The organism is Methylobacterium sp. A49B, assembly GCF_053346215.1.
Window position 1 is genome coordinate 1 of record NZ_JBKFBO010000135.1, and the last position, 17,753, is coordinate 17,753.

The window sequence follows — 17,753 nt, forward strand, 5'->3', positions numbered from 1 at the left end:
CCCCAGGCCTGATCGAGGCGGAGCACGCCGACGACGTCGGGGATCCGGCTCTTCTCGATGCCGTCGACGAAGTTGAAGCGCGACGGCGCACCGGCCGCGTTGAAGCCTGTGATCACCGGGATCGGCGAGTTGGTGATGCCGAAGTTCGTGATCGCCGCGTTGACCGTGACGTTGTTGGCGTTGACGGTCGGCGAGAAGATGCCGGTGCGGCGGAAGACCGGATCTTCAGCCGAGATCGTCGCGGACAGGCCGTTGCCGAGCGTGGCGGTGTAGGCGAGCAGGTTCGTGGAGAACACGTCCGAGCCGGCCGTGGCGCCGGTGAACTCGAAGTCGTGGGCGTAGAAGTCGAAGAACGAGGACGCGCGACCGGCGGTCAGGCCCGCGAACTGGATGAACGCCTTGTCGACGTTCATGTACTGCTGGGCGCGGCCGAACTGATCGACGCCGAGGGCCGCGTAGGCCTGGCCGATGCGCTGCTGCGTGCCGGAGGTGCCGCCGCCGTAAGGGCCACCCGAGCGGTAGCCGGCGTCGAGACGCACGAAGGCGCGCAGCGTGCCATAGGCGGTTTGGGTGCGGGCATCGAGGTTGATGCGCATGCGGGTGCCGTAGCCAGCCGAGTCACCGCCCTGGTTGAACTGGCGGGTGTAGGCGGTCTGGTAGCCGCCCTCGAACCGGGCGCGGCCCGAGAGACGCAGGCAGGTGTCGGTGCCGGGAATGTAGAAGAAGCCGGCGCCGTAGGCGGAGCAGACGCGGACGTACTCGATCGGAACCGCCTTCTTGACCGGCAGGTCGGCGGCGTGCGCGGCGCCCACCGCCGCGAACGCGGCTGCAGACCCGAGCAACGAGCTCTTCAAGAGCTTCATAGACATCTCCAAAGCTTCGAGACCCGATGATGCGGACACGCCCGGTTTTCCGGGTCTTGCCGCACGTTCTGTAGGTTTGGCCCGCGTCTGGCGGCAGGCTCCTGCGGGCTCTCGCTTGGCGATGCCCCCGTGCACGAACACCATGTGCGAAGGCGTTTCGGCCGGCAACGAGGATTCGTGTCAGCCTTGGCTGTTCCGCCCGGATGTTGCGGCCTGGCAACAATTTGAACCGGTATCGGCCGCAAATCGCCCCGACCGCGCCGCCGGATGCCAATCCGAACCCCGATCGCGGCCGGTCTTGGGCTGTGAATAGCGCGGGCTCGGCTCGCGGCGGCTCCGCCGATTCGAGCGCGGGACGCGGCGCGGCCTTAGACCCGCCGCCTGGAGCTTTGCAGCCGCCCGCAGCGCGCGTTGGGGGCCGCCTCGGGCGTGGGATGGTCGACGCGGCTGAGAGCCGGTGAGCGGGTTGCGTATTCCGGAGGGGCCTGACGCGTCTGTCGACGTAGTGCTGCGCGCTCAGTCGCCTCGGCGAGACTGGACGAGAGCGAAGCGCGCCGTCGTGAGAGCGTCTACCTCGATGGCACCGCGCGCCGCCGCAACGTCTTGCGCGCTGGACCCTGACGCCATCACGAGATCGGCCGCAGCCGGTGCTTATCGGCTCCACCAGACGCCACACATACTAGTACGCCGCGCCGCGGGTACGACCGGCCGTCGAACCGGCTCCGTGATCCGCGTTCATCCGAAACACCCAGATCTTGCAGGTCCCGAGCGGTGTTCGAAGCCGAGATGCATGGGGACGTGCGGGCGGAGTGTCCCGCCCGTCACGAAGGACTCCGTCGCGCTCAGGCCGGCAGCGCCAGCAGCGCCAGACCGGCCCCCGTCACGACCGCGCCGAGCGCCGGTGCGCCACGGGACGCACCGATCCGCGTCCCTGCGGCACCGAGGGCGAGCCCGGCACCATGGAGCAGGGCCGTGGCGATCAGGAAGCCGAGGCCGAAGGAGAGACCCGAAGCGGTGTCCGGCATTTCGGCGCCGTGCGTGTAGCCGTGGAACACCGCGAAGAACCCGACCACGGCGGCGAGCAGGGCGACCGGCGCCCGCAGGCCGACGATGGCGGCGAGGCCGAAGACGACGATCGACAGCGCGATGGCGGTCTCGGCATGGGGCAGCGCGACGCCGGACATGCCGAGGCCGGCCCCGGCGCTCATCAGGGCCAGGAACGAGCCGGGTAGCGCCCAGAGTGCCCGGCCGCCCTTCAGGGCTGCCAGCAGGCCGACCGCGACCATGGCCAGGATGTGATCGGCGCCCATCAGCGGGTGGAGGAAGCCCGCCTCCGCGCCCGTCGCGGCGCCGTGCCCGGGATGCGCGAGCGCCGCCTGCGGCAGCAGCACAAGCGCCGCCGGAAGGGCGGCCATGGAAGCCATAAGGGCGGCGGGGAACAGACGTTTCATGCAGGGTCCTTCGCTGAGCCCGGAAAGATGTAGCGCTCTTCCTGAGGATCTGCGAGGGCCTGCCGCACGGGTCACAGGGTCATCGCCTCGTGAACCGCGCTCGGTTCGAAGGGCTCGAGGAACGCGGCGCCGACGCCGTGCGTGAAGTGACGGATCACACGGGCAAGCTTCCGTCCCACGCGGATCGTGGCACCGATCTCCAGCGAAGCCTCTACCAGGAGGGCTACACCGGAGGCCGAGACGTTGAGCACATGCCCCGCGACGGCGGGACCATCCCCAACGGTGACGTCGACGATCCTCTGTCGCGGCACGATCCGTCGGTGAAGGCGCAGCGGCTCCGCGCGCAGGTCCTGCGCCCGCGCCAGCGCCACGAACTGGCGCGCCAACCCGATGAGCACCGGCCGACCTCCGCGGACGGAGACGACGAAGTCCCGGCCGGCCGCCCAGTCGATCCGCGCCTCCAGGAGGCCGATATGCCGGATGCTGCAGGTGAGATCCTCGCCGGGGTCCAGCAGGGACGAGGAGCGGAGTCGGATGCCGTCCGCCGACACGTCCGTGGTAATGGCGTAGAAGTCCCGACGGCGCTGGTTCCAGCACAGGGCAGGCAGGATGACGATGTGCCGGGCGTCATTCATGCCTTCTTTCGCCGCATCTTGAGCATGGGCGCGTTGTGCGATGGATCAGTTTGCCGACATATTCAGCGACTCCGTAAAACTTGAGCGTCGCGGGCTTTCGCCAGCCGGCGCGGTCAGATCTGCACATCTTTCGGGCAAGCGCCGGAAGGTGAGGGATACGCTCGGGCGCGATCTGCCCCGCGGAAGACGGGATCGTGACCGGCCGACCTGCCGCATCCTCGCCCGTGCCCTGGTTCCGGCATCCCTCTCACCACAGCCTCCGGGGTCGTATCCACATCGGAGCGGCACTCGGGCACGCGTCGAACGCGACAAATGAATTCAAGATGCAATCCTGCGCCGTGGCGTGGATGCTGCCTGGGATTGTACATACCATGACGGTACGCGACAGTGTCGCCCGCCGCAGCGGTCGGCCGCGGCCGAGAACGTCCTGCTCCGAAACTCGCTCATCCGGACCGATCCCATGCTGCGTGTCGCCGCTTGCCTCTTCGCCGGGTTCCTGCTGACCGGGCCCGCCGCCGCGCAGACCCTGCGCTACGGCATGATGGAGGATCCGGATGCCCTCGACCCGACGCTCGCGCGCACCTTCGCGAGCCGGATGGTGTTCGCCGCCCTCTGCGACAAGCTCGTCGATATCGGGCCTGACCTGAAGCCGGTGCCGCAGCTCGCCACGTCCTGGGAGCTTTCGTCCGACGAGAAGGCGCTGACGATGCACCTGCGCCCGGGGGTGCTGTTCCACGACGGCGAGAAGCTCGATGCCGTGGCGGCCAAGTACTCGATCGAGCGCCATATGAAGATGCCGGGCTCGCAGCGCCGCTCGGAGATCGCGCCGATCGCCTCCGTGGACGTGGTCGACGACCTGACCTTCCGCATCAACCTGAAGCAGCCGTTCGCGCCGCTGCTGGCGCAGTTCACCGACCGGGCCGGCATGATGGTGTCGCCGAAGGCCGCGGAGCGGCTGGGCGACAAGTTCGCCACCGCGCCGGTCTGCGCCGGACCGTACAAGTTCGTCGAGCGGGTGCCGCAGGACCGGATCGTGGTCGAGCGCTTCCCCGATTACTGGAACAAGGACGCGATCCACATCCAGCGGATCGAGTTCCGCCCGATCCCCGACGCGACGGTGCGGCTCACCAACCTGCGGGCCGGGCAGCTCGACCTCCTGGAGCGCTTGGCCCCCACCGACGTTTCCCAGGTGAAGCGGGACGCCAAGCTGAAGCTCGACTCCACCTACGAGCTCGGCTTCCAGGAGATCCTGTTCAACCCCAACAAGGCCGGCTCGCCGGTGGCGGACCCGAAGGTGCGCGCCGCCTTCGAGTCGGCGCTGGACCGCAACGCCATCAATCAGGTGGTCTATAACGGCGAGTTCCTGGCCGGTAACCAGTGGGTCAACCCGAAGAACCCGAACTACGTCGCCGAGTACCCGATCCCGAAGCGGGACGTGGCCAAGGCCAAGGCGCTGCTCGCCGAAGCCGGCAAGCCGAACCCGCAGATCACCCTGACCGTCTACGCCAACAGCGACGCGCCGCAGGTCGGGCAGGTAATCCAGGCGATGACCAAGGAGGCGGGCTTCGACGTGAAGATCCAGGCGGTGGACTTCACCACCGCGCTCGATGCCGCCGACAAGGGCAACTACGAGGCGCAGCTCTATTCCTGGAGCGGCCGCTCGGACCCGGATGGCAACACCTACAGCTTCCTCTTCTGCAAGGCGGCGCTGAACTATCCCAAGTACTGCAGCCCCGAGGCCGACGCGGCGCTCCAGGCCGAGCGCGGCACCGTCGATCCGGCCAAGCGCAAGGCCGCCTGGAAGGCTCTGGCCGATCAGGTGCTGAAGGACCGGCCGGGTATCTACATCCTGCACCGCAAGCTGCTCTGGGCCTACAGTCAGAAGCTCACGGGCTTCGTGCCCTATCCGGACGGGCTGGCGCGCTTCACCGGATTGAAGCTCAACTGATGCTGCGGTTTCTCGCCCGACGCCTCGCCCTGGCGGTTCCGACCCTGATCATCGCCTCGATGATCATCTTCGCCCTGCAGCAATTGCTGCCGGGCGACGTCGCCACCGCGCTCACCGGCGAGGAGCGCGACCCGCAAGTGATCGCGTTCATCCGCGAGAAGTACCACCTCGATGAGCCCCTGCCGGTACGCTACGCCTACTGGGCGGGCGGCGTGATCCGGGGCGATCTCGGCGAGTCGATCCGGCTGCAGAAGCCGGTCTCGGAGCTGATCGTCGAGAAGCTGCCGGTGACGCTGGAGCTGGCCTGCCTGGCCATGCTGGTGGCGCTGGCCATCGGCGTGCCGATGGGCGTGCTGTCGGCGGTCAAGCGCGGCCAGGCCGCCGACACGATCGCCAACGGGATCGCCCTCTGGGGCCTGTCGGTGCCGAATTTCTGGCTCGGGATCCTGCTGATCCTGTTGTTCTCGGTGGAACTCGGCTGGCTGCCGGCCTCGGGCTACGTCTCGCCGTTCGAGAGCCTGTCGGAAAACCTCGCCGCCATGGCGATGCCGGCCTTCGTGCTGGGCAACGCCATCGCGGCGGTGATGATGCGCCACACTCGCGCGGCGATGCTGGGCGTGCTCGGCTCCGATTACGTTCGCACCGCGCGCGCCAAGGGCGTCTCGCCGCTCCGGGTGACCCTGCGGCATGCGCTGCCAAACGCCGCGATCCCGATCATCACCCTCGGGGCGCTGGAATTCGGGCAGCTCCTGTCGGGGGCGGTGCTCACCGAGCAGGTGTTCTCGGTTCCGGGCTTCGGGAAGCTGATGGTCGATGCCGTGTTCAACCGGGATTTCGCCACCGTGCAGGGCGTCGTGATCTGCACCGCCGCCACCTACATCGCGCTGAACCTCGCCGCCGATCTGCTGTCGGCGGCCGTTAACCCGAAGCTGAGGCGGGCATGAGCACCGGCAGCGAGATTGCCAGCGCCGAGGCCGTCGGCCTGGAGGCCGCCCCGTCTGGCACTCCCGTCCAGGCCATCCTCCAGGAACCCGGCACCCTCGCGGCCTTCTGGCGGCGCCTGCGCGCCCGCAGGAGCGCCGTGGCCGGGCTCGTCATCGTCGGCCTGCTGGTCTTGATGGCGGTGTTCGCGCCCTGGATCGCCCCCTACGACCCGACCGCCACCGACTGGGGCAACGTCCGCGGCGCGCCGAGCCTCGCGCACCCGTTCGGCGGCGACGAGGTCGGGCGCGACGTGCTCTCGCGGATCATCTTCGGCGCCCGCGCCTCCCTCGGCGCCGGCCTGGTGTCGGTGGCGCTTGCGGTCTCCCTCGGCCTGCCGCTGGGACTGCTCGCCGGTTACGCGGGCGGCTGGATCGACGGGGCGATCTCCCGGCTTACCGACGCGCTCCTGGCGATCCCGTTCCTGATCCTGGCGATCGCGCTCGCCGCCTTCCTCGGCCCGAGCCTCGTCAACGCGATGATCGCCATCGGCCTGTCGGCAACCTCGACCTTCATCCGGTTGACCCGCGCGCAGGTCCGCGCCGTGGCGGCGGAGGAGTTCGTCGAGGCGGCGCGCGCCATGGGCAACCCGCCATGGCGGATCGCCCGGGTCCACATCCTGCCCAACATCGTCCCGGCGATCCTCGTCCAGGCGACACTCACCATCGCGGCGGCGATCATCGCGGAGGCGAGCCTGTCGTTCCTCGGCCTGGGTCAGCAGCCGCCCGAGCCGTCCTGGGGGGCGATGCTCAACACCGCCAAGAATTTCATGGACGAGGCGCCGTGGATGGCGATCTGGCCCGGCCTGTCGATCTTCCTCGCCGTGCTCGCCTTCAACCTGTTCGGCGACGGCCTGCGGGACGCCCTCGATCCGAGGCAGCGGACATGACGAAGGCGATGACCCGGCCCCTCCTCGACGTCCGCGACCTCGCGGTCGCCTTCGACAGCGACGGCGGCGCGGTCCACGCGGTCAACGGCGTCTCCTACACCCTGCACGAGGGCGAGACGCTGGGGATCGTCGGCGAGTCCGGCTCCGGCAAGAGCGTGCACGTGCTGGCCATGCTGGGCCTGATCCCGCGCCCGCCCGGCCGCATCACCAGCGGTCAGGTGCTGTTCGAGGGGCGCGACCTCCTCGCCCTGAAGGAGCGCGAACTCCGGAAGATCCGCGGCGGCGCGATCGGATTCGTGTTCCAGGACCCGATGAGTTCGCTCAACCCCGGCATGACCGTGGCGGCGCAGATCGTCGAGCCGCTGCGGATCCATCTCGGACTCGACGCCCGCGCGGCCCGCGCCCGGGCCAGGGAGCTGCTCGACCTCGTCCGCATTCCGAACGCCGCCGCGCGCCTCGACCAGTACCCGCACGAGTTCTCGGGCGGCCAGCGCCAACGGGTGATGATCGCGATCGGCCTGAGCTGCCGGCCGAAGCTGCTGATCGCCGACGAAGCGACCACCGCGCTGGACGTCACCGTCCAGGCCGAGATCGTCGCCCTCGTTCAGGAGCTGAAGCGCGAGCTCGGCATGGCGATCATCTGGATCACCCACGACCTCGGGGTCGTGGCTGGGATCAGCGACACCGTGCAGGTGATGTATGCCGGCCGGATCCTGGAGCGCGGCCCGGTCGACGACATCTTTTCGGATCCCCGTAACGCCTACACGCTGGGCCTCCTGCGCTCCCTGCCGGACCTCTCCGGAGGCCGCGCCGGGCGGCGGCGGCTCCACCAGATCGAGGGCGCCCCCCCGGACATGCGCCATCTGCCGCCGGGTGATCCGTTCGCGCCGCGCAACGCCTTCGCGACGCCCCGCTGCCGGACCGAGATGCCGCCCCTGGCGCAGGCGCCCGGCGCGGCGCCGGGCCACCTCGTCGCCGCCTGGTACGACCTGCCGAGGCTCCTGGGCCAGGAGGCCGCGCGATGAGCGGGCCGGAGCAACCCATCGTCTCGGTGCGCGACCTGTCCAAGCACTATCCCCTCCGGTCCTGGTGGGGCGGCAAGGGCGCGGTGTTCCGCGCTGTCGAGGGCGTGAGCTTCGACATCCGCCCCGGCGAGACCCTGGGTCTCGTCGGCGAATCCGGCTCCGGCAAGTCGACCATCGGCCGGGCCGTGACCATGCTCAACCCGCCGACCTCGGGCACGATCGCGTTCGAGGGCACCGACCTCGCCAAGCTCTCGGCGGCCGCCATGCGCAAGATGCGCGCCCGGATCCAGACCGTGTTCCAGGATCCCTACGCGGCTCTCAACCCGCGGATGAGCGCCGGAGACTACGTCGCGGAGGCGTTCAAGCTGCACCGGCGCGACATGCGGGGTCCGGAGCGGCGGGAGGCGGTTGCCGCCCTCTTCCAGCGGGTCGGGCTCGATCCGCGCTTCATGGGGCGCTACCCGCACCAGTTCTCGGGCGGCCAGCGGCAGCGAATCTGCATCGCCCGGGCAATCGCCCTCAAGCCCAGCTTCATCGTCGCCGACGAGCCGATCGCAGCGCTCGACGTGTCGATCCAGGCGCAGGTGGTGAACCTGCTCCAGGACCTGCAGGACGAGATGGGCCTGTCCTACCTGTTCATCTCCCACGACCTGCGGATGGTGCGCTATCTCTGCCACCGGGTCGCGGTGCTCTGGCGCGGGCGGATCGTCGAGTTGGCCGAGGCGGATGCCCTCTACGCGGATCCGCGTCATCCCTACACCCGCCGCCTGCTCGCCGCGGTGCCGGTGCCGCATCCGGCCGAGGAGCGGGCCCGCCTCGCCGCGCGGGACCTTGCCGGCCACGACCAGCCGCCGGACGGGCCGCTCACGGAGGTGGTGCCGGGGCATTGGGTGGCGCTGCCGGGGGGCGGAACTGAATGAGTACGGCGCAACCGCCTCTCCTCCCCCTTGCGGGGAGGAGCCGGAGGTGGGGGTGGTGCAGAATGGACCGCGCCGCTCGATCCTGAGCCACCCCCACCCCTAACCCCTCCCCGCAAGGGGGAGGGGAAACGCTGGACGACTCGGAAACGACAGGACATCCCGTGAGAGACTACTCCGCACCCGGCCGCTCCCCGATCTACGCCGCCAACGCCGCCGTGGCGACCTCGCACCCGCTCTCCACGCTCGCCGCCATCGAGGTGCTGCGTGCCGGCGGCAACGCGGTCGATGCCGGGATCGCGGCGGTCGCCGTGCAATGCGTGGTCGACCCGCTGATGACCGGCATCGGCGGCGATTGCTTCGCCCTCTACGCGCCCGCCGGCGCCTCGAAACCCATCGCGCTCGACGGTTCCGGCCGCGCGCCTGCCGCCGCGACGCCCGACTGGTACGCCGAGCACGGCGTCGGCATCGCGCCCACCTCCCCCCACGCGGTCACGGTTCCGGGCGCAGTCGCGGCCTGGGATCTTCTGGTCCGCGAGCACGGCACCCGCTCGCTGGGTGAGCTGCTCCAGCCGGCCATCCGCTACGCGCAGGACGGGTTTGTGATCCAGCAGCGCGTCGGCTGGGACTGGCAGCGCTGCGTGCCCCGGGTCGCCGGCGATCCCCATGCCGCCGAGACCTATCTGCCCGGTGGGCAGGCGCCGGCCATCGGCAGCATCTTCCGCCTGCCGAGGCTAGCCGCCACGCTCCGGAAGATCGCCGAGGAAGGCCCGAAGACCTTCTACACGGGCTCCGTCGCGCAGGATATGGTAAGCCGGCTCAGCGAACTCGGCGGCCTCCATACGCTCGAGGATTTCGCCGCCGCCCGGCCCGACGTGGTCACGGCGGTCTCGACCCGCTACCGGGGCTACGACGTCTACGAGTGTCCGCCCGCCGGCCAGGGGCTCGCGGCGCTGATGATGCTCAACGTCCTCTCCCACTACGACGTCGGCGCCCTCTCGGACCTCGACCGTGTCCACCTCTTCGCCGAGGTCTGCAAGCAGGGTTACCACCACCGCGACGTCCTGTTCGGCGATGCCGCCCTCGCCCAAGTCCCGATCGAGCACCTGCTCTCCGACGCCTGGAAGGCCGCCGCCCACGGGGCGATCGACATGGGCCGGGCCCGGGAGCCGGAGATCTATCCCGAGATCCAGCAGGAAATCGCCGAGGGCCGCGCCCACAAGGACACCGTCTATCTCTGCGTGGTCGACCGGGACGGCAACGCGCTGTCGCTGATCAACTCGATCTTCCAGGGTTTCGGCTCGGGGATCCTGGCGCCCGAGAGCGGCGTGCTGCTACACAACCGCGGCCTGTCGTTCCGCACGGAGGGCGGCCATCCGAACAGCGTCGGGCCCGGCAAGCGGCCGATGCACACGATCATCCCCGGCATGCTGATGAAGGATGGGAAGGCGATCGCCCCGTTCGGCGTCATGGGCGGCCATTACCAAGCCATGGGGCATATGGAGCTGCTCTCCGGCATCCTCGACCGGGGCCTCGACGTGCAGGAGGCGCTCGATGCCCCGCGCAGTTTCGCCTACGGGGGGACCTTGGAGGTCGAGGGCGGGATCTCCGACGCGGTGATGGCGGGACTGATCGAGCGCGGCCATCCGGCAATCCGCGCGCCGCTGCCGCTCGGCGGCGGCCAGATCATCTGGATCGACCGGAAGGCCGGCACGCTGGCTGCCGGATCGGACCCGCGCAAGGATGGTGCGGCGCTGGGGTATTGATGCAGATGTGGGGATGGGCGCCGCCGGCGCTCATCCTTTGACACGCTCAACCGCGCGACGTGTCAGCACCGCCGGCTCAGTCGATATCCTCGACCGCCTCGACGCCGCCGTAGACCCGCTGGGCGAGCGAGGCCTCCATGAAGGGGTCGAGATCGCCGTCGAGCACCTCGTCCGGATCGGTGGACTGGGTGCCGGTGCGCAGATCTTTCACCAGCTGGTAGGGCTGCAGTACGTAGGACCGGATCTGGTGGCCCCAGCCGATATCGGTCTTGGAGGCGGCCTCGGCGTTGGCTTTCTCCTCGCGCTTCTTCAGCTCCGCCTCGTAGAGCCGGGCGCGCAGCATGTTCCAGGCGGTCGCCCGGTTCTTGTGCTGCGAGCGCTCCTGCTGGCACGCCACCACGATCCCGGTCGGGTTGTGGGTGATGCGCACCGCCGAGTCGGTCGTGTTGACGTGCTGGCCGCCGGCGCCGGAGGAGCGATACGTGTCGATCCGGCAGTCGGATTCCTTGATCTCGATCTCGATCCGGTCGTCGATTACCGGATAGACCCAGACGCTGGCGAAGCTGGTGTGCCGCCGGGCGCTGGAATCGTAGGGCGAGATCCGCACCAGACGGTGCACGCCGGACTCGGTCTTGAGCCAGCCATAGGCGTTGTGGCCCTTGATCAGGAGCGTGGCGCCCTTGATCCCGGCCTCCTCGCCGTCGGTCATCTCGACGACGTCGACCTTGTACTTCCGGCGCTCGGCCCAGCGGGCGTACATGCGCTGAAGCATGTTGGCCCAGTCCTGGCTCTCCGTGCCGCCAGCCCCGGCATGTACTTCAAGGTAGGTGTCGAAGCCGTCGGCCTCGCCCGACAGGAGCGTCTCCACCTGACGGCTCGCGGCCTCCTTCTCGACCGCCAGGATCGCCGCCTCGCCCTCGCGGATCGAGGAGTCGTCGCCCTCCATCTCGCCGAGTTCGATCAGCGTGGCTCCATCCTCAAGGTCGCGCTCGAGCTTCTTGATCGCCGTGACGGCCTCGTCGAGCTGCTGGCGCTCGCGCATGACCTTCTGGGCGGCCTCGGCATCGTTCCAGAGTTCCGGGTCCTCGGAGGCCGCGTTCAGCTCCGCGAGGCGTTTGTCGACTGTGTCCCAGTCAAAGATGCCTCCTCAGCAGCCCTATAGACTGCTTGGCGGCATCCGAGGCTTGCTCGATCTCGGCGCGCATCTGGTTTTTCGGGGATGAGGTGAAGGTGTCGGGGCGGGGTGATACCGCCGGGCGACCGGCCTGTAAACGGCGCCCCGGCGCTTGGCCGGAGCCGCCGCGTCCGGAGGCGCGGTAATTCAAGGCTTCGGATCAACCGTGCGAAGCATTGGGCCGGCCCAAGCTCCGCGGGGAGCAGGGCCGGTTTTGTCGCGCCGGCTCAGTAGCGCGGCGGAACGATGTAGGCCGGGGCGATCACGTATTCCTTCGGCCGCTTGCGGGCGCCGAAGCGGCCCTCGGTGATCTGGTCGTTGTAATAATCGAACCCCGTGTAGCCGAAGCCGCCGCCGTTCATCACCTCGGCCACGGGCACCGGTGGCACGGCGAGGTCGGGCCGACCCGGCGGCACGACGACTTGGCAGCAGCCTTCCGGCTGGAGCACCGTCGGGCCGTTCGGCGCGGTGAACACGAAGGCGCGCGGCTGGTAGGGCGCGGGCGGGTAGGCCGCATCCGATGCCGAGGCTCCCTGCCCTACCGTCAGGGCGAGAAGTCCGGCGGCAAAAAGGATCTTGGCGCTCACGCGGTGCTCCGTCACGGGGCCGGCTCGGCCGGCGCAGGTCCTACAGTCTAGCTGAACGCGGGCGCTTTGTCCGGCCTGTCCGCGACGACGGGTTACCGAAATGCCGGCTCCGCTCAGCCGCGGGCGCGCAGGACGACCTGCGGACTGGCAGGCGCCGGGCGGCAATCCGTGATGAAGGCGTTGAGCGGCAACGGCTTCGAATCGCAGGCGTAGACGTCCGCCGGGCCGGGCGCGGGCACCGGATCGCGGGCGATGATCGGGTTCGGCGCACAGGCCGAGGCCGCGGCGGCGAGCAGCAGGGCGGCGATCAGGTTCAGGCGGCGCATGCGACACTCGGAGCGCGGGAAGACCCCCGCGCCTGACCCTGGCCATCGCGCCCCGCCGTGACAAGCGCCGCGGCGGGACAAGGACTCCTTTGATGACGCCTGTCGCCCCGCGGCCACAATCGGAACGGGTGCAGCTACCCGGTGCGCGCCATCGGAACGACGTTGTGGAGGGTCTTATCGGTGCCGTCGAAGAACCGGCGGACGTTGCGGGCGGCCTGCCGGATGCGCTGCTCGTTCTCCACAAGGGCGATGCGCACGTACTCGTCGCCGAACTCGCCGAAGCCGATGCCGGGCGCCACCGCCACGTCGGATTTCTCGAGGAGCAGCTTGGAGAATTCCAGGCTGCCCAACTCCCGGTAGCGCTCCGGGATCGGCACCCAGGCGAACATCGAGGCGGCGGGAGACGGGATCGTCCAGCCGGCCTTGCCGAAGGACTCCACCAGCGCATCGCGCCGCTTCCGGTAGATGCCGCGCATCTCGTTGATGCAATCGTCCGGCCCGTTGAGGGCTGCGGTGGCGGCGACCTGGATCGGCGTGAAGGCGCCGTAATCGAGGTAGGACTTCACCCGGGTCAGGGCCGCGAGCAGGCGCTCGTTGCCCACCGCGAAGCCCATGCGCCAGCCGGCCATCGAGTAGGTCTTCGACAGGGAGGTGAACTCCACCGTGCAGTCGATCGCGCCGGGCACCTGCAGGACCGAGGGCGGCGGATTGCCGTCGAAATAGACCTCCGCGTAAGCGAGGTCCGACAGCAGGATCAGCTCGTGCTGCTTCGCGAAAGCCACGAGATCCTTGTAGAAATCGAGGCTCGCCACGTAGGCGGTGGGGTTCGACGGGTAGCACACCACCAGCGCCACCGGCTTCGGGATCGAGTGGCGCATGGCCCGCTCCAACGCCGGGAACATGGCCGGGGTCGGCTCGGCCGGCACGGAGCGGATGACGCCGCCGGCCATCAGGAAACCGAAGGCGTGGATCGGGTAGCTCGGGTTGGGCACCAGCACGACGTCGCCCGGCGCTGTGATCGCCTGGGCCATGTTGGCGAAGCCCTCCTTCGAGCCGAGAGTCGCCACGACCTGCGTGTCCGGGTTGAGGGTGACGCCGAAGCGGCGCTGATAATATCCGGCCTGCGCCTTCCGGAGTCCCGCGATGCCCTTGGAGGCCGAATAGCGATCGGTGCGCGGGCGCCCGGCCGTCTCGCACAGCTTGGCGATCACGTGCTTGGGCGCGTCGAGATCGGGATTGCCCATGCCGAGATCGATGATGTCGGCGCCCTGAGCTCGGGCGGCGGCCTTGATCCGGTTGACCTGCTCGAAGACGTAGGGCGGCAGTCGCTTGATGCGGTGGAAGTCGGTCATGGGCGTGTCCATCGGCGCGTCCCGAATCTGGCGTCTTTCGTCTGTGCCGGTCGCGCGAACCCCATGCTGTAGCAGAAATGCGCGTCGTCGCCGACCCAAAAAGGTTCAGCTTGAAGATGTCCTATTGCGCAGCGGCCGGAGCCGGCTTGATGGCGGCGGCGCCCTGACTGGCGCTCGCGGCCGCGCGACCGCGCGCCTCGTTGCGCCCGCGGGCGCTCTCCAGCTCCGCCTCCAGGGCCTTCTGCCCGGTGACCGACTTGGCCCGGACCGGACGCTTCGGCGCGTCCACGCCCACCGGCATGAAGTCGGGCCTCTCCTTGCCCCGCGATTCGGCGACGAAGTCGGGCGCCGCGACCACCTTCGGTCCGTAGCCGGCATCGGAGGCCAGCGAGCGCACGACATCGCCGGAGCAGGCCGTGAGCGGCGCTGCGAGCGCGACCAGCGCCGTGAGGTCGAGGATGCGGCGCACCCAAACGGGAAGATTCAAGAAGGCGCGATCCATGGTCACAGGCACATGAGAAGATCGGCCGTATGTTTCGGCGATGTCGGGAGCCGGACTGGCGAAATCTCTCGCTCGCTCCTTATTTTGTCGGAAACGAGGCTCGCGCGATCGGGTCGACGCACGAAAAGCAGGGAGGCACGTTTGACGAGCCCGCAGGCGCCGGATCGGACCACTCCTTCGAAGTCGGTCTCAAACGGCGCGATCCCGGACGGCGTGAACCCGCCGCTGCCGGATATCGAGGCGCTGTCCCGCAACGCCGGGCAGTTCGTGGAGGCGATGGGCCGCAACGTCGCCCGTCTCTTGACGCCGGAGGGCCAGGCGAGCGGGCCTGGCGACGAGATGGGAGACGCGGCGAAGGTCCTCGGCAAGGTGGCCGAGGCGTGGCTCTCGGATCCGAACCGGAGCGCCGAGGCGCAGGCGCGCCTGTCGCAGGACTTCCTGACCCTGTGGGGCTCCACCTACCTGCGCCTGCAGGGCCAGCGGGCCGAGCCGGTCGCCCTTCCGGAACCCCGCGATCCGCGCTTCGCCCACGCCGAGTGGTCGACCAACCCGTATTTCGACTTCCTCAAGCAGGCTTACCTGCTCGCCACCCGTTGGGCCGAGGGCCTCGTGGACGAGGCCGAGGGGCTCGACGCGCAGACGCGCCACAAGGCGCAGTTCTACCTGCGCCAGTTCACCGCCATGCTGTCGCCCTCCAATTTCCTGCCGACGAACCCGGAGTTGATCCGCCACACCCTGCAGGAGAGCGGCGCCAACCTCGTCCGCGGGTTGAAGATGTACGAGGAGGATCTGCAGGCCGGGGGCGGGCAGCTGCGCGTGCGCCAGACCGACCCGAGCGGCTTCGAGGTCGGCCGGAACATGGCGGTGACGCCCGGCGAGGTGGTGTTCCGCAACGACCTGATCGAACTGATCCAGTACGCGCCCACCACCGAGACCGTCCTCAAGCGCCCGTTCCTGATGGTCCCGCCCTGGATCAACAAGTTCTACATCCTCGACCTCAACCCCCAGAAGAGCTTCCTGAAGTGGATGGTCGACCAGGGGCTCACGGTCTTCTGCATTTCCTGGGTGAACCCGGACGAGCGCCACGCCGACAAGGACTTCGAGTCCTACATGCGGGAGGGGATCGAGGCGGCCATCGACGCGATTGGCGTCGCCACCGGCGAGAGCGAGGTGACCGCCGCCGGCTACTGCGTCGGCGGCACGCTGCTCGCCGTGACGCTCGCCATGCAGGCGGCCACGGGCAACCGGCGGATCAAGAGCGCGACTTTGCTCACCACGCAGGTCGACTTCACCCATGCGGGCGATCTCAAGGTCTTCGCCGACGAGGAGCAGATCCGGCAGGTCGAGATGCGCATGGCCGACCGTGGCTACCTGGAAGGCGCCCGGATGGCCAACGCCTTCAACATGCTCCGGCCGAACGACCTGATCTGGCCCTACATCGTCAACAATTACATCAAGGGTAAGACGCCCTCGGCCTTCGACCTGCTCTACTGGAATTCGGACGCCACCCGGATGCCGGCGGCGAACCATTCCTTCTACCTGCGCAACTGCTACCTGAACAACACGCTGGCACAGGGCCGGATGGTGCTCGGCAACGTCCGTCTCGACCTCAAGAAGGTGCAGGTGCCGATCTTCAACCTCGCCACCCGCGAGGATCACATCGCGCCCGCCCTGTCGGTGTTCGAGGGATCGAAGTCGTTCGGCGGCAAGGTCGACTACGTGCTGGCGGGCTCGGGACACATCGCCGGCGTCATCAACCCGCCCGCGAAGCCGAAATACGGCTATTGGACCGGCGGCCCGGTGAAGGGCACGCTCGAAGAGTGGATCAAGGCCGCGGTCGAGACCAAGGGCTCGTGGTGGCCGTACTGGTTCCAGTGGATCGAGGCGCAGGCTCCCGAGCGCGTCCCGGCCCGGAAGCCGGGTGGCGACGCACTCCCATCCCTCGGCCCCGCGCCCGGCACCTACGTGCGCATGCGTTCCTGAGACGGATCGGCGAGAGAGGACGCGCGGCCCGAACTCCGGTCCCCGCGCGGACCCGCGGGCGACCCGGGACGCCCGTGTCTGGGGCGTCCCGGGGCTTGTCCTTCAGTATTTCCGGATGATGGGTGCGGGTGCTGGGGCTTGGGGTGCGCCGAAGACGTAGCGGAACCCGACGGAGACGACGTCGGCGCTGGAATCGACCACGCCCGCGAAGGCGATGTTGCCGACGTTGTAGTCGCGCCCGATGCCGGCCAGGATCCGCGAGCGGTCGAGGAAGAAGTGCGAGTAGGCGAGGTTGAGGGTCAGCTGCTGGTTCCAGCGGTAGCTGGCGCCCACGGAGGCGATGTAGCGGTCGCCGTCGGGCAGGCGCACCGAGCGGTTGGAGAAGTCGATCGGCGAGGTCTCGTAGGCAAAGCCCGTGCGCAGGGTCAGGTTGGCGGAGGCGTCGTACTCGGCGCCGATCGCGTAGGTGTAGCCGTCCTTGTAGTTGAGCGGCAGGTTGTTGACCGGCAGGCCGAGCGTCTTCGACACGATGCCGATCGAGCCCAGCCTCGACCAGTTGTCCCACTCGAAGCCGAGGTTGACCCGCGCCACCGGGGTGATCGCCTGGGTGAGGCCGACGCTCAGCTTGTCGGGCGTGTTCAGCTTGGCGCGGACCTGGCCGGCCAGCGGCGCCAGCGCGAGCAGCGGCACGCCGATCGAGCCGTCGATGTCGTGGTGGACCGAGGAGCGGTAGCCGATGCCCAGCACGGTGCCGTCGCGCGGCGTGATCGTGGCGCCGGCGGTGAAGCCCACGCCCCAGGACTCGCCCTTGAGGAAGCCGCTCGGGTAGGCGACCGGCGAGATCCCGGGGATCGGCAGCGCCTGGCGCAGGGTCAGGCGGAAGTACTCGATGTTGGGCCCGGCCGCGAGCGCGAGCCACTCGTTGACCTTGAAGCCGATGACCGGGTTGAACGCCAGCGAGAAGATCCGGGACGAGCGGCCGTAGACCTCGCCGGCCCACACGTCGCGCGGCTTGGTCACGAGGCCGAAGGGGGCGCCGGTGGACAGGCCGAGCCAGAGGCGGTCGCTGAGCTGGTAGGAGGTGGCGCCCGCCGGCACGACGGCGCCCTGGCCGATGTCGCCGGAGCCGCCCAGGCCGGCGAAGGCCGGGTTGGTGCCGGGCGCGGGCCGGATCTCGGAGGACAGGCCGATGAAGGTGAGGTTCTGCTCCGAGACGAAGCCCGGGTTCATGGTGATCGTGGCCGGGTTCCAGAAAATCGACGACACGCCGCCCGAGCCCGACGCCGCCCCCGCGTACGACAGACCCTGGGCCTGCGTGCTCTGCTCCCGGATCCCAAACGCACCCGCATGCGCC

The 17,753-nt window shown here is 69.2% G+C and carries 16 protein-coding genes; 7 read left to right on the forward strand and 9 right to left on the reverse strand.

What is annotated here, in order from left to right; translation table 11 throughout:
- From ACLBX9_RS27515 to ACLBX9_RS27525, 3 genes are all read right to left on the reverse strand, one after another.
- Positions 1–863, reverse strand: an 863-nt coding sequence (locus tag ACLBX9_RS27515) for a porin (protein ID WP_447721106.1), incomplete at its 3' end; no start/stop codon positions are given.
- An 842-nt stretch (positions 864–1,705) separates the two neighbouring features.
- Positions 1,706–2,314, reverse strand: a complete 609-nt coding sequence (locus tag ACLBX9_RS27520; protein ID WP_010683751.1) for a HupE/UreJ family protein — start codon at positions 2,312–2,314, stop codon at positions 1,706–1,708.
- 71 nt (positions 2,315–2,385) lie between these two features.
- Entirely contained in the window at positions 2,386–2,949 is a 564-nt protein-coding gene (locus tag ACLBX9_RS27525) for a pilus assembly protein PilZ (RefSeq protein WP_447721107.1), read from the reverse strand.
- Between the two features lie 460 nt (positions 2,950–3,409).
- Here ACLBX9_RS27525 and ACLBX9_RS27530 point away from each other — a divergent pair, with 460 nt between their 5' ends.
- From ACLBX9_RS27530 to ACLBX9_RS27555, 6 genes are all read left to right on the forward strand, one after another.
- Complete coding sequence (locus ACLBX9_RS27530) at positions 3,410–4,897, forward strand: ABC transporter substrate-binding protein (protein ID WP_447721108.1); 1,488 nt, start codon at positions 3,410–3,412, stop codon at positions 4,895–4,897.
- Positions 4,897–5,841, forward strand: a complete 945-nt coding sequence (locus ACLBX9_RS27535; RefSeq protein WP_010683748.1) for an ABC transporter permease — start codon at positions 4,897–4,899, stop codon at positions 5,839–5,841. The genes ACLBX9_RS27530 and ACLBX9_RS27535 overlap by 1 nt, the downstream gene beginning before the upstream one ends.
- Positions 5,838–6,767, forward strand: coding sequence for an ABC transporter permease (locus tag ACLBX9_RS27540; RefSeq protein WP_447721109.1), 930 nt, complete (start codon positions 5,838–5,840; stop codon positions 6,765–6,767). The genes ACLBX9_RS27535 and ACLBX9_RS27540 overlap by 4 nt, the downstream gene beginning before the upstream one ends.
- Entirely contained in the window at positions 6,764–7,792 is a 1,029-nt protein-coding gene (locus tag ACLBX9_RS27545) for an ABC transporter ATP-binding protein (protein WP_447721110.1), read from the forward strand. Before ACLBX9_RS27540 ends, ACLBX9_RS27545 begins: the two co-directional genes overlap by 4 nt.
- Positions 7,789–8,712: an ABC transporter ATP-binding protein gene (locus ACLBX9_RS27550; protein ID WP_447721111.1), complete on the forward strand. Its 924-nt coding sequence runs from the start codon at positions 7,789–7,791 to the stop codon at positions 8,710–8,712. The genes ACLBX9_RS27545 and ACLBX9_RS27550 overlap by 4 nt, the downstream gene beginning before the upstream one ends.
- A 161-nt stretch (positions 8,713–8,873) precedes the next feature.
- Positions 8,874–10,475 (forward strand): gamma-glutamyltransferase family protein, encoded by a 1,602-nt coding sequence (locus ACLBX9_RS27555; protein WP_447721112.1) that lies wholly within the window; start codon positions 8,874–8,876, stop codon positions 10,473–10,475.
- Positions 10,476–10,551: 76 nt separating this feature from the next.
- Here the strand turns inward: ACLBX9_RS27555 and prfB are convergent.
- The 5 genes from prfB to ACLBX9_RS27580 all read right to left on the reverse strand — a co-directional run bounded on the left by prfB (position 10,552) and on the right by ACLBX9_RS27580 (position 14,401).
- Positions 10,552–11,680 (reverse strand): peptide chain release factor 2 gene (gene prfB / locus ACLBX9_RS27560; RefSeq protein WP_106428244.1). Its coding sequence is split into 2 segments (ribosomal slippage): positions 10,552–11,610 and positions 11,612–11,680, totalling 1,128 coding nucleotides; the frame shifts between segments, so codons are not numbered across the junction.
- 196 nt (positions 11,681–11,876) lie between these two features.
- Entirely contained in the window at positions 11,877–12,236 is a 360-nt protein-coding gene (locus tag ACLBX9_RS27565; RefSeq protein WP_010683742.1) for a hypothetical protein, read from the reverse strand.
- Between the two features lie 113 nt (positions 12,237–12,349).
- Complete coding sequence (locus tag ACLBX9_RS27570; protein WP_010683741.1) at positions 12,350–12,562, reverse strand: hypothetical protein; 213 nt, start codon at positions 12,560–12,562, stop codon at positions 12,350–12,352.
- Positions 12,563–12,696: 134 nt separating this feature from the next.
- The gene (locus tag ACLBX9_RS27575; protein WP_039893172.1) at positions 12,697–13,914 is read right to left on the reverse strand and encodes an LL-diaminopimelate aminotransferase; all 1,218 of its coding nucleotides are present in this window, start codon (positions 13,912–13,914) and stop codon (positions 12,697–12,699) included.
- A gap of 121 nt (positions 13,915–14,035) precedes the next feature.
- Complete coding sequence (locus ACLBX9_RS27580) at positions 14,036–14,401, reverse strand: hypothetical protein (protein WP_447721113.1); 366 nt, start codon at positions 14,399–14,401, stop codon at positions 14,036–14,038.
- A 156-nt stretch (positions 14,402–14,557) separates the two neighbouring features.
- Here ACLBX9_RS27580 and ACLBX9_RS27585 point away from each other — a divergent pair, with 156 nt between their 5' ends.
- Positions 14,558–16,399 (forward strand): PHA/PHB synthase family protein, encoded by a 1,842-nt coding sequence (locus ACLBX9_RS27585; RefSeq protein ID WP_447721114.1) that lies wholly within the window; start codon positions 14,558–14,560, stop codon positions 16,397–16,399.
- A 102-nt stretch (positions 16,400–16,501) separates the two neighbouring features.
- Here ACLBX9_RS27585 and ACLBX9_RS27590 read toward each other — a convergent pair.
- Positions 16,502–17,753 (reverse strand): OmpP1/FadL family transporter (locus ACLBX9_RS27590; protein ID WP_447719367.1); only part of this gene is annotated, 1,252 nt, incomplete at its 5' end.

Bases quoted from the DNA above. Each gene is read 5' to 3' on its own strand.
- ACLBX9_RS27520 (WP_010683751.1), bottom strand. From the start codon at position 2,314: ATGAAACGTCTGTTCCCCGCCGCCCTTATGGCTTCCATGGCCGCCCTT.
- ACLBX9_RS27525 (WP_447721107.1), bottom strand. From the start codon at position 2,949: ATGAATGACGCCCGGCACATCGTCATCCTGCCTGCCCTGTGCTGGAAC.
- ACLBX9_RS27530 (WP_447721108.1), top strand. From the start codon at position 3,410: ATGCTGCGTGTCGCCGCTTGCCTCTTCGCCGGGTTCCTGCTGACCGGG.
- ACLBX9_RS27535 (WP_010683748.1), top strand. From the start codon at position 4,897: ATGCTGCGGTTTCTCGCCCGACGCCTCGCCCTGGCGGTTCCGACCCTG.
- ACLBX9_RS27540 (WP_447721109.1), top strand. From the start codon at position 5,838: ATGAGCACCGGCAGCGAGATTGCCAGCGCCGAGGCCGTCGGCCTGGAG.
- ACLBX9_RS27545 (WP_447721110.1), top strand. From the start codon at position 6,764: ATGACGAAGGCGATGACCCGGCCCCTCCTCGACGTCCGCGACCTCGCG.
- ACLBX9_RS27550 (WP_447721111.1), top strand. From the start codon at position 7,789: ATGAGCGGGCCGGAGCAACCCATCGTCTCGGTGCGCGACCTGTCCAAG.
- ACLBX9_RS27570 (WP_010683741.1), bottom strand. From the start codon at position 12,562: ATGCGCCGCCTGAACCTGATCGCCGCCCTGCTGCTCGCCGCCGCGGCC.
- ACLBX9_RS27575 (WP_039893172.1), bottom strand. From the start codon at position 13,914: ATGACCGACTTCCACCGCATCAAGCGACTGCCGCCCTACGTCTTCGAG.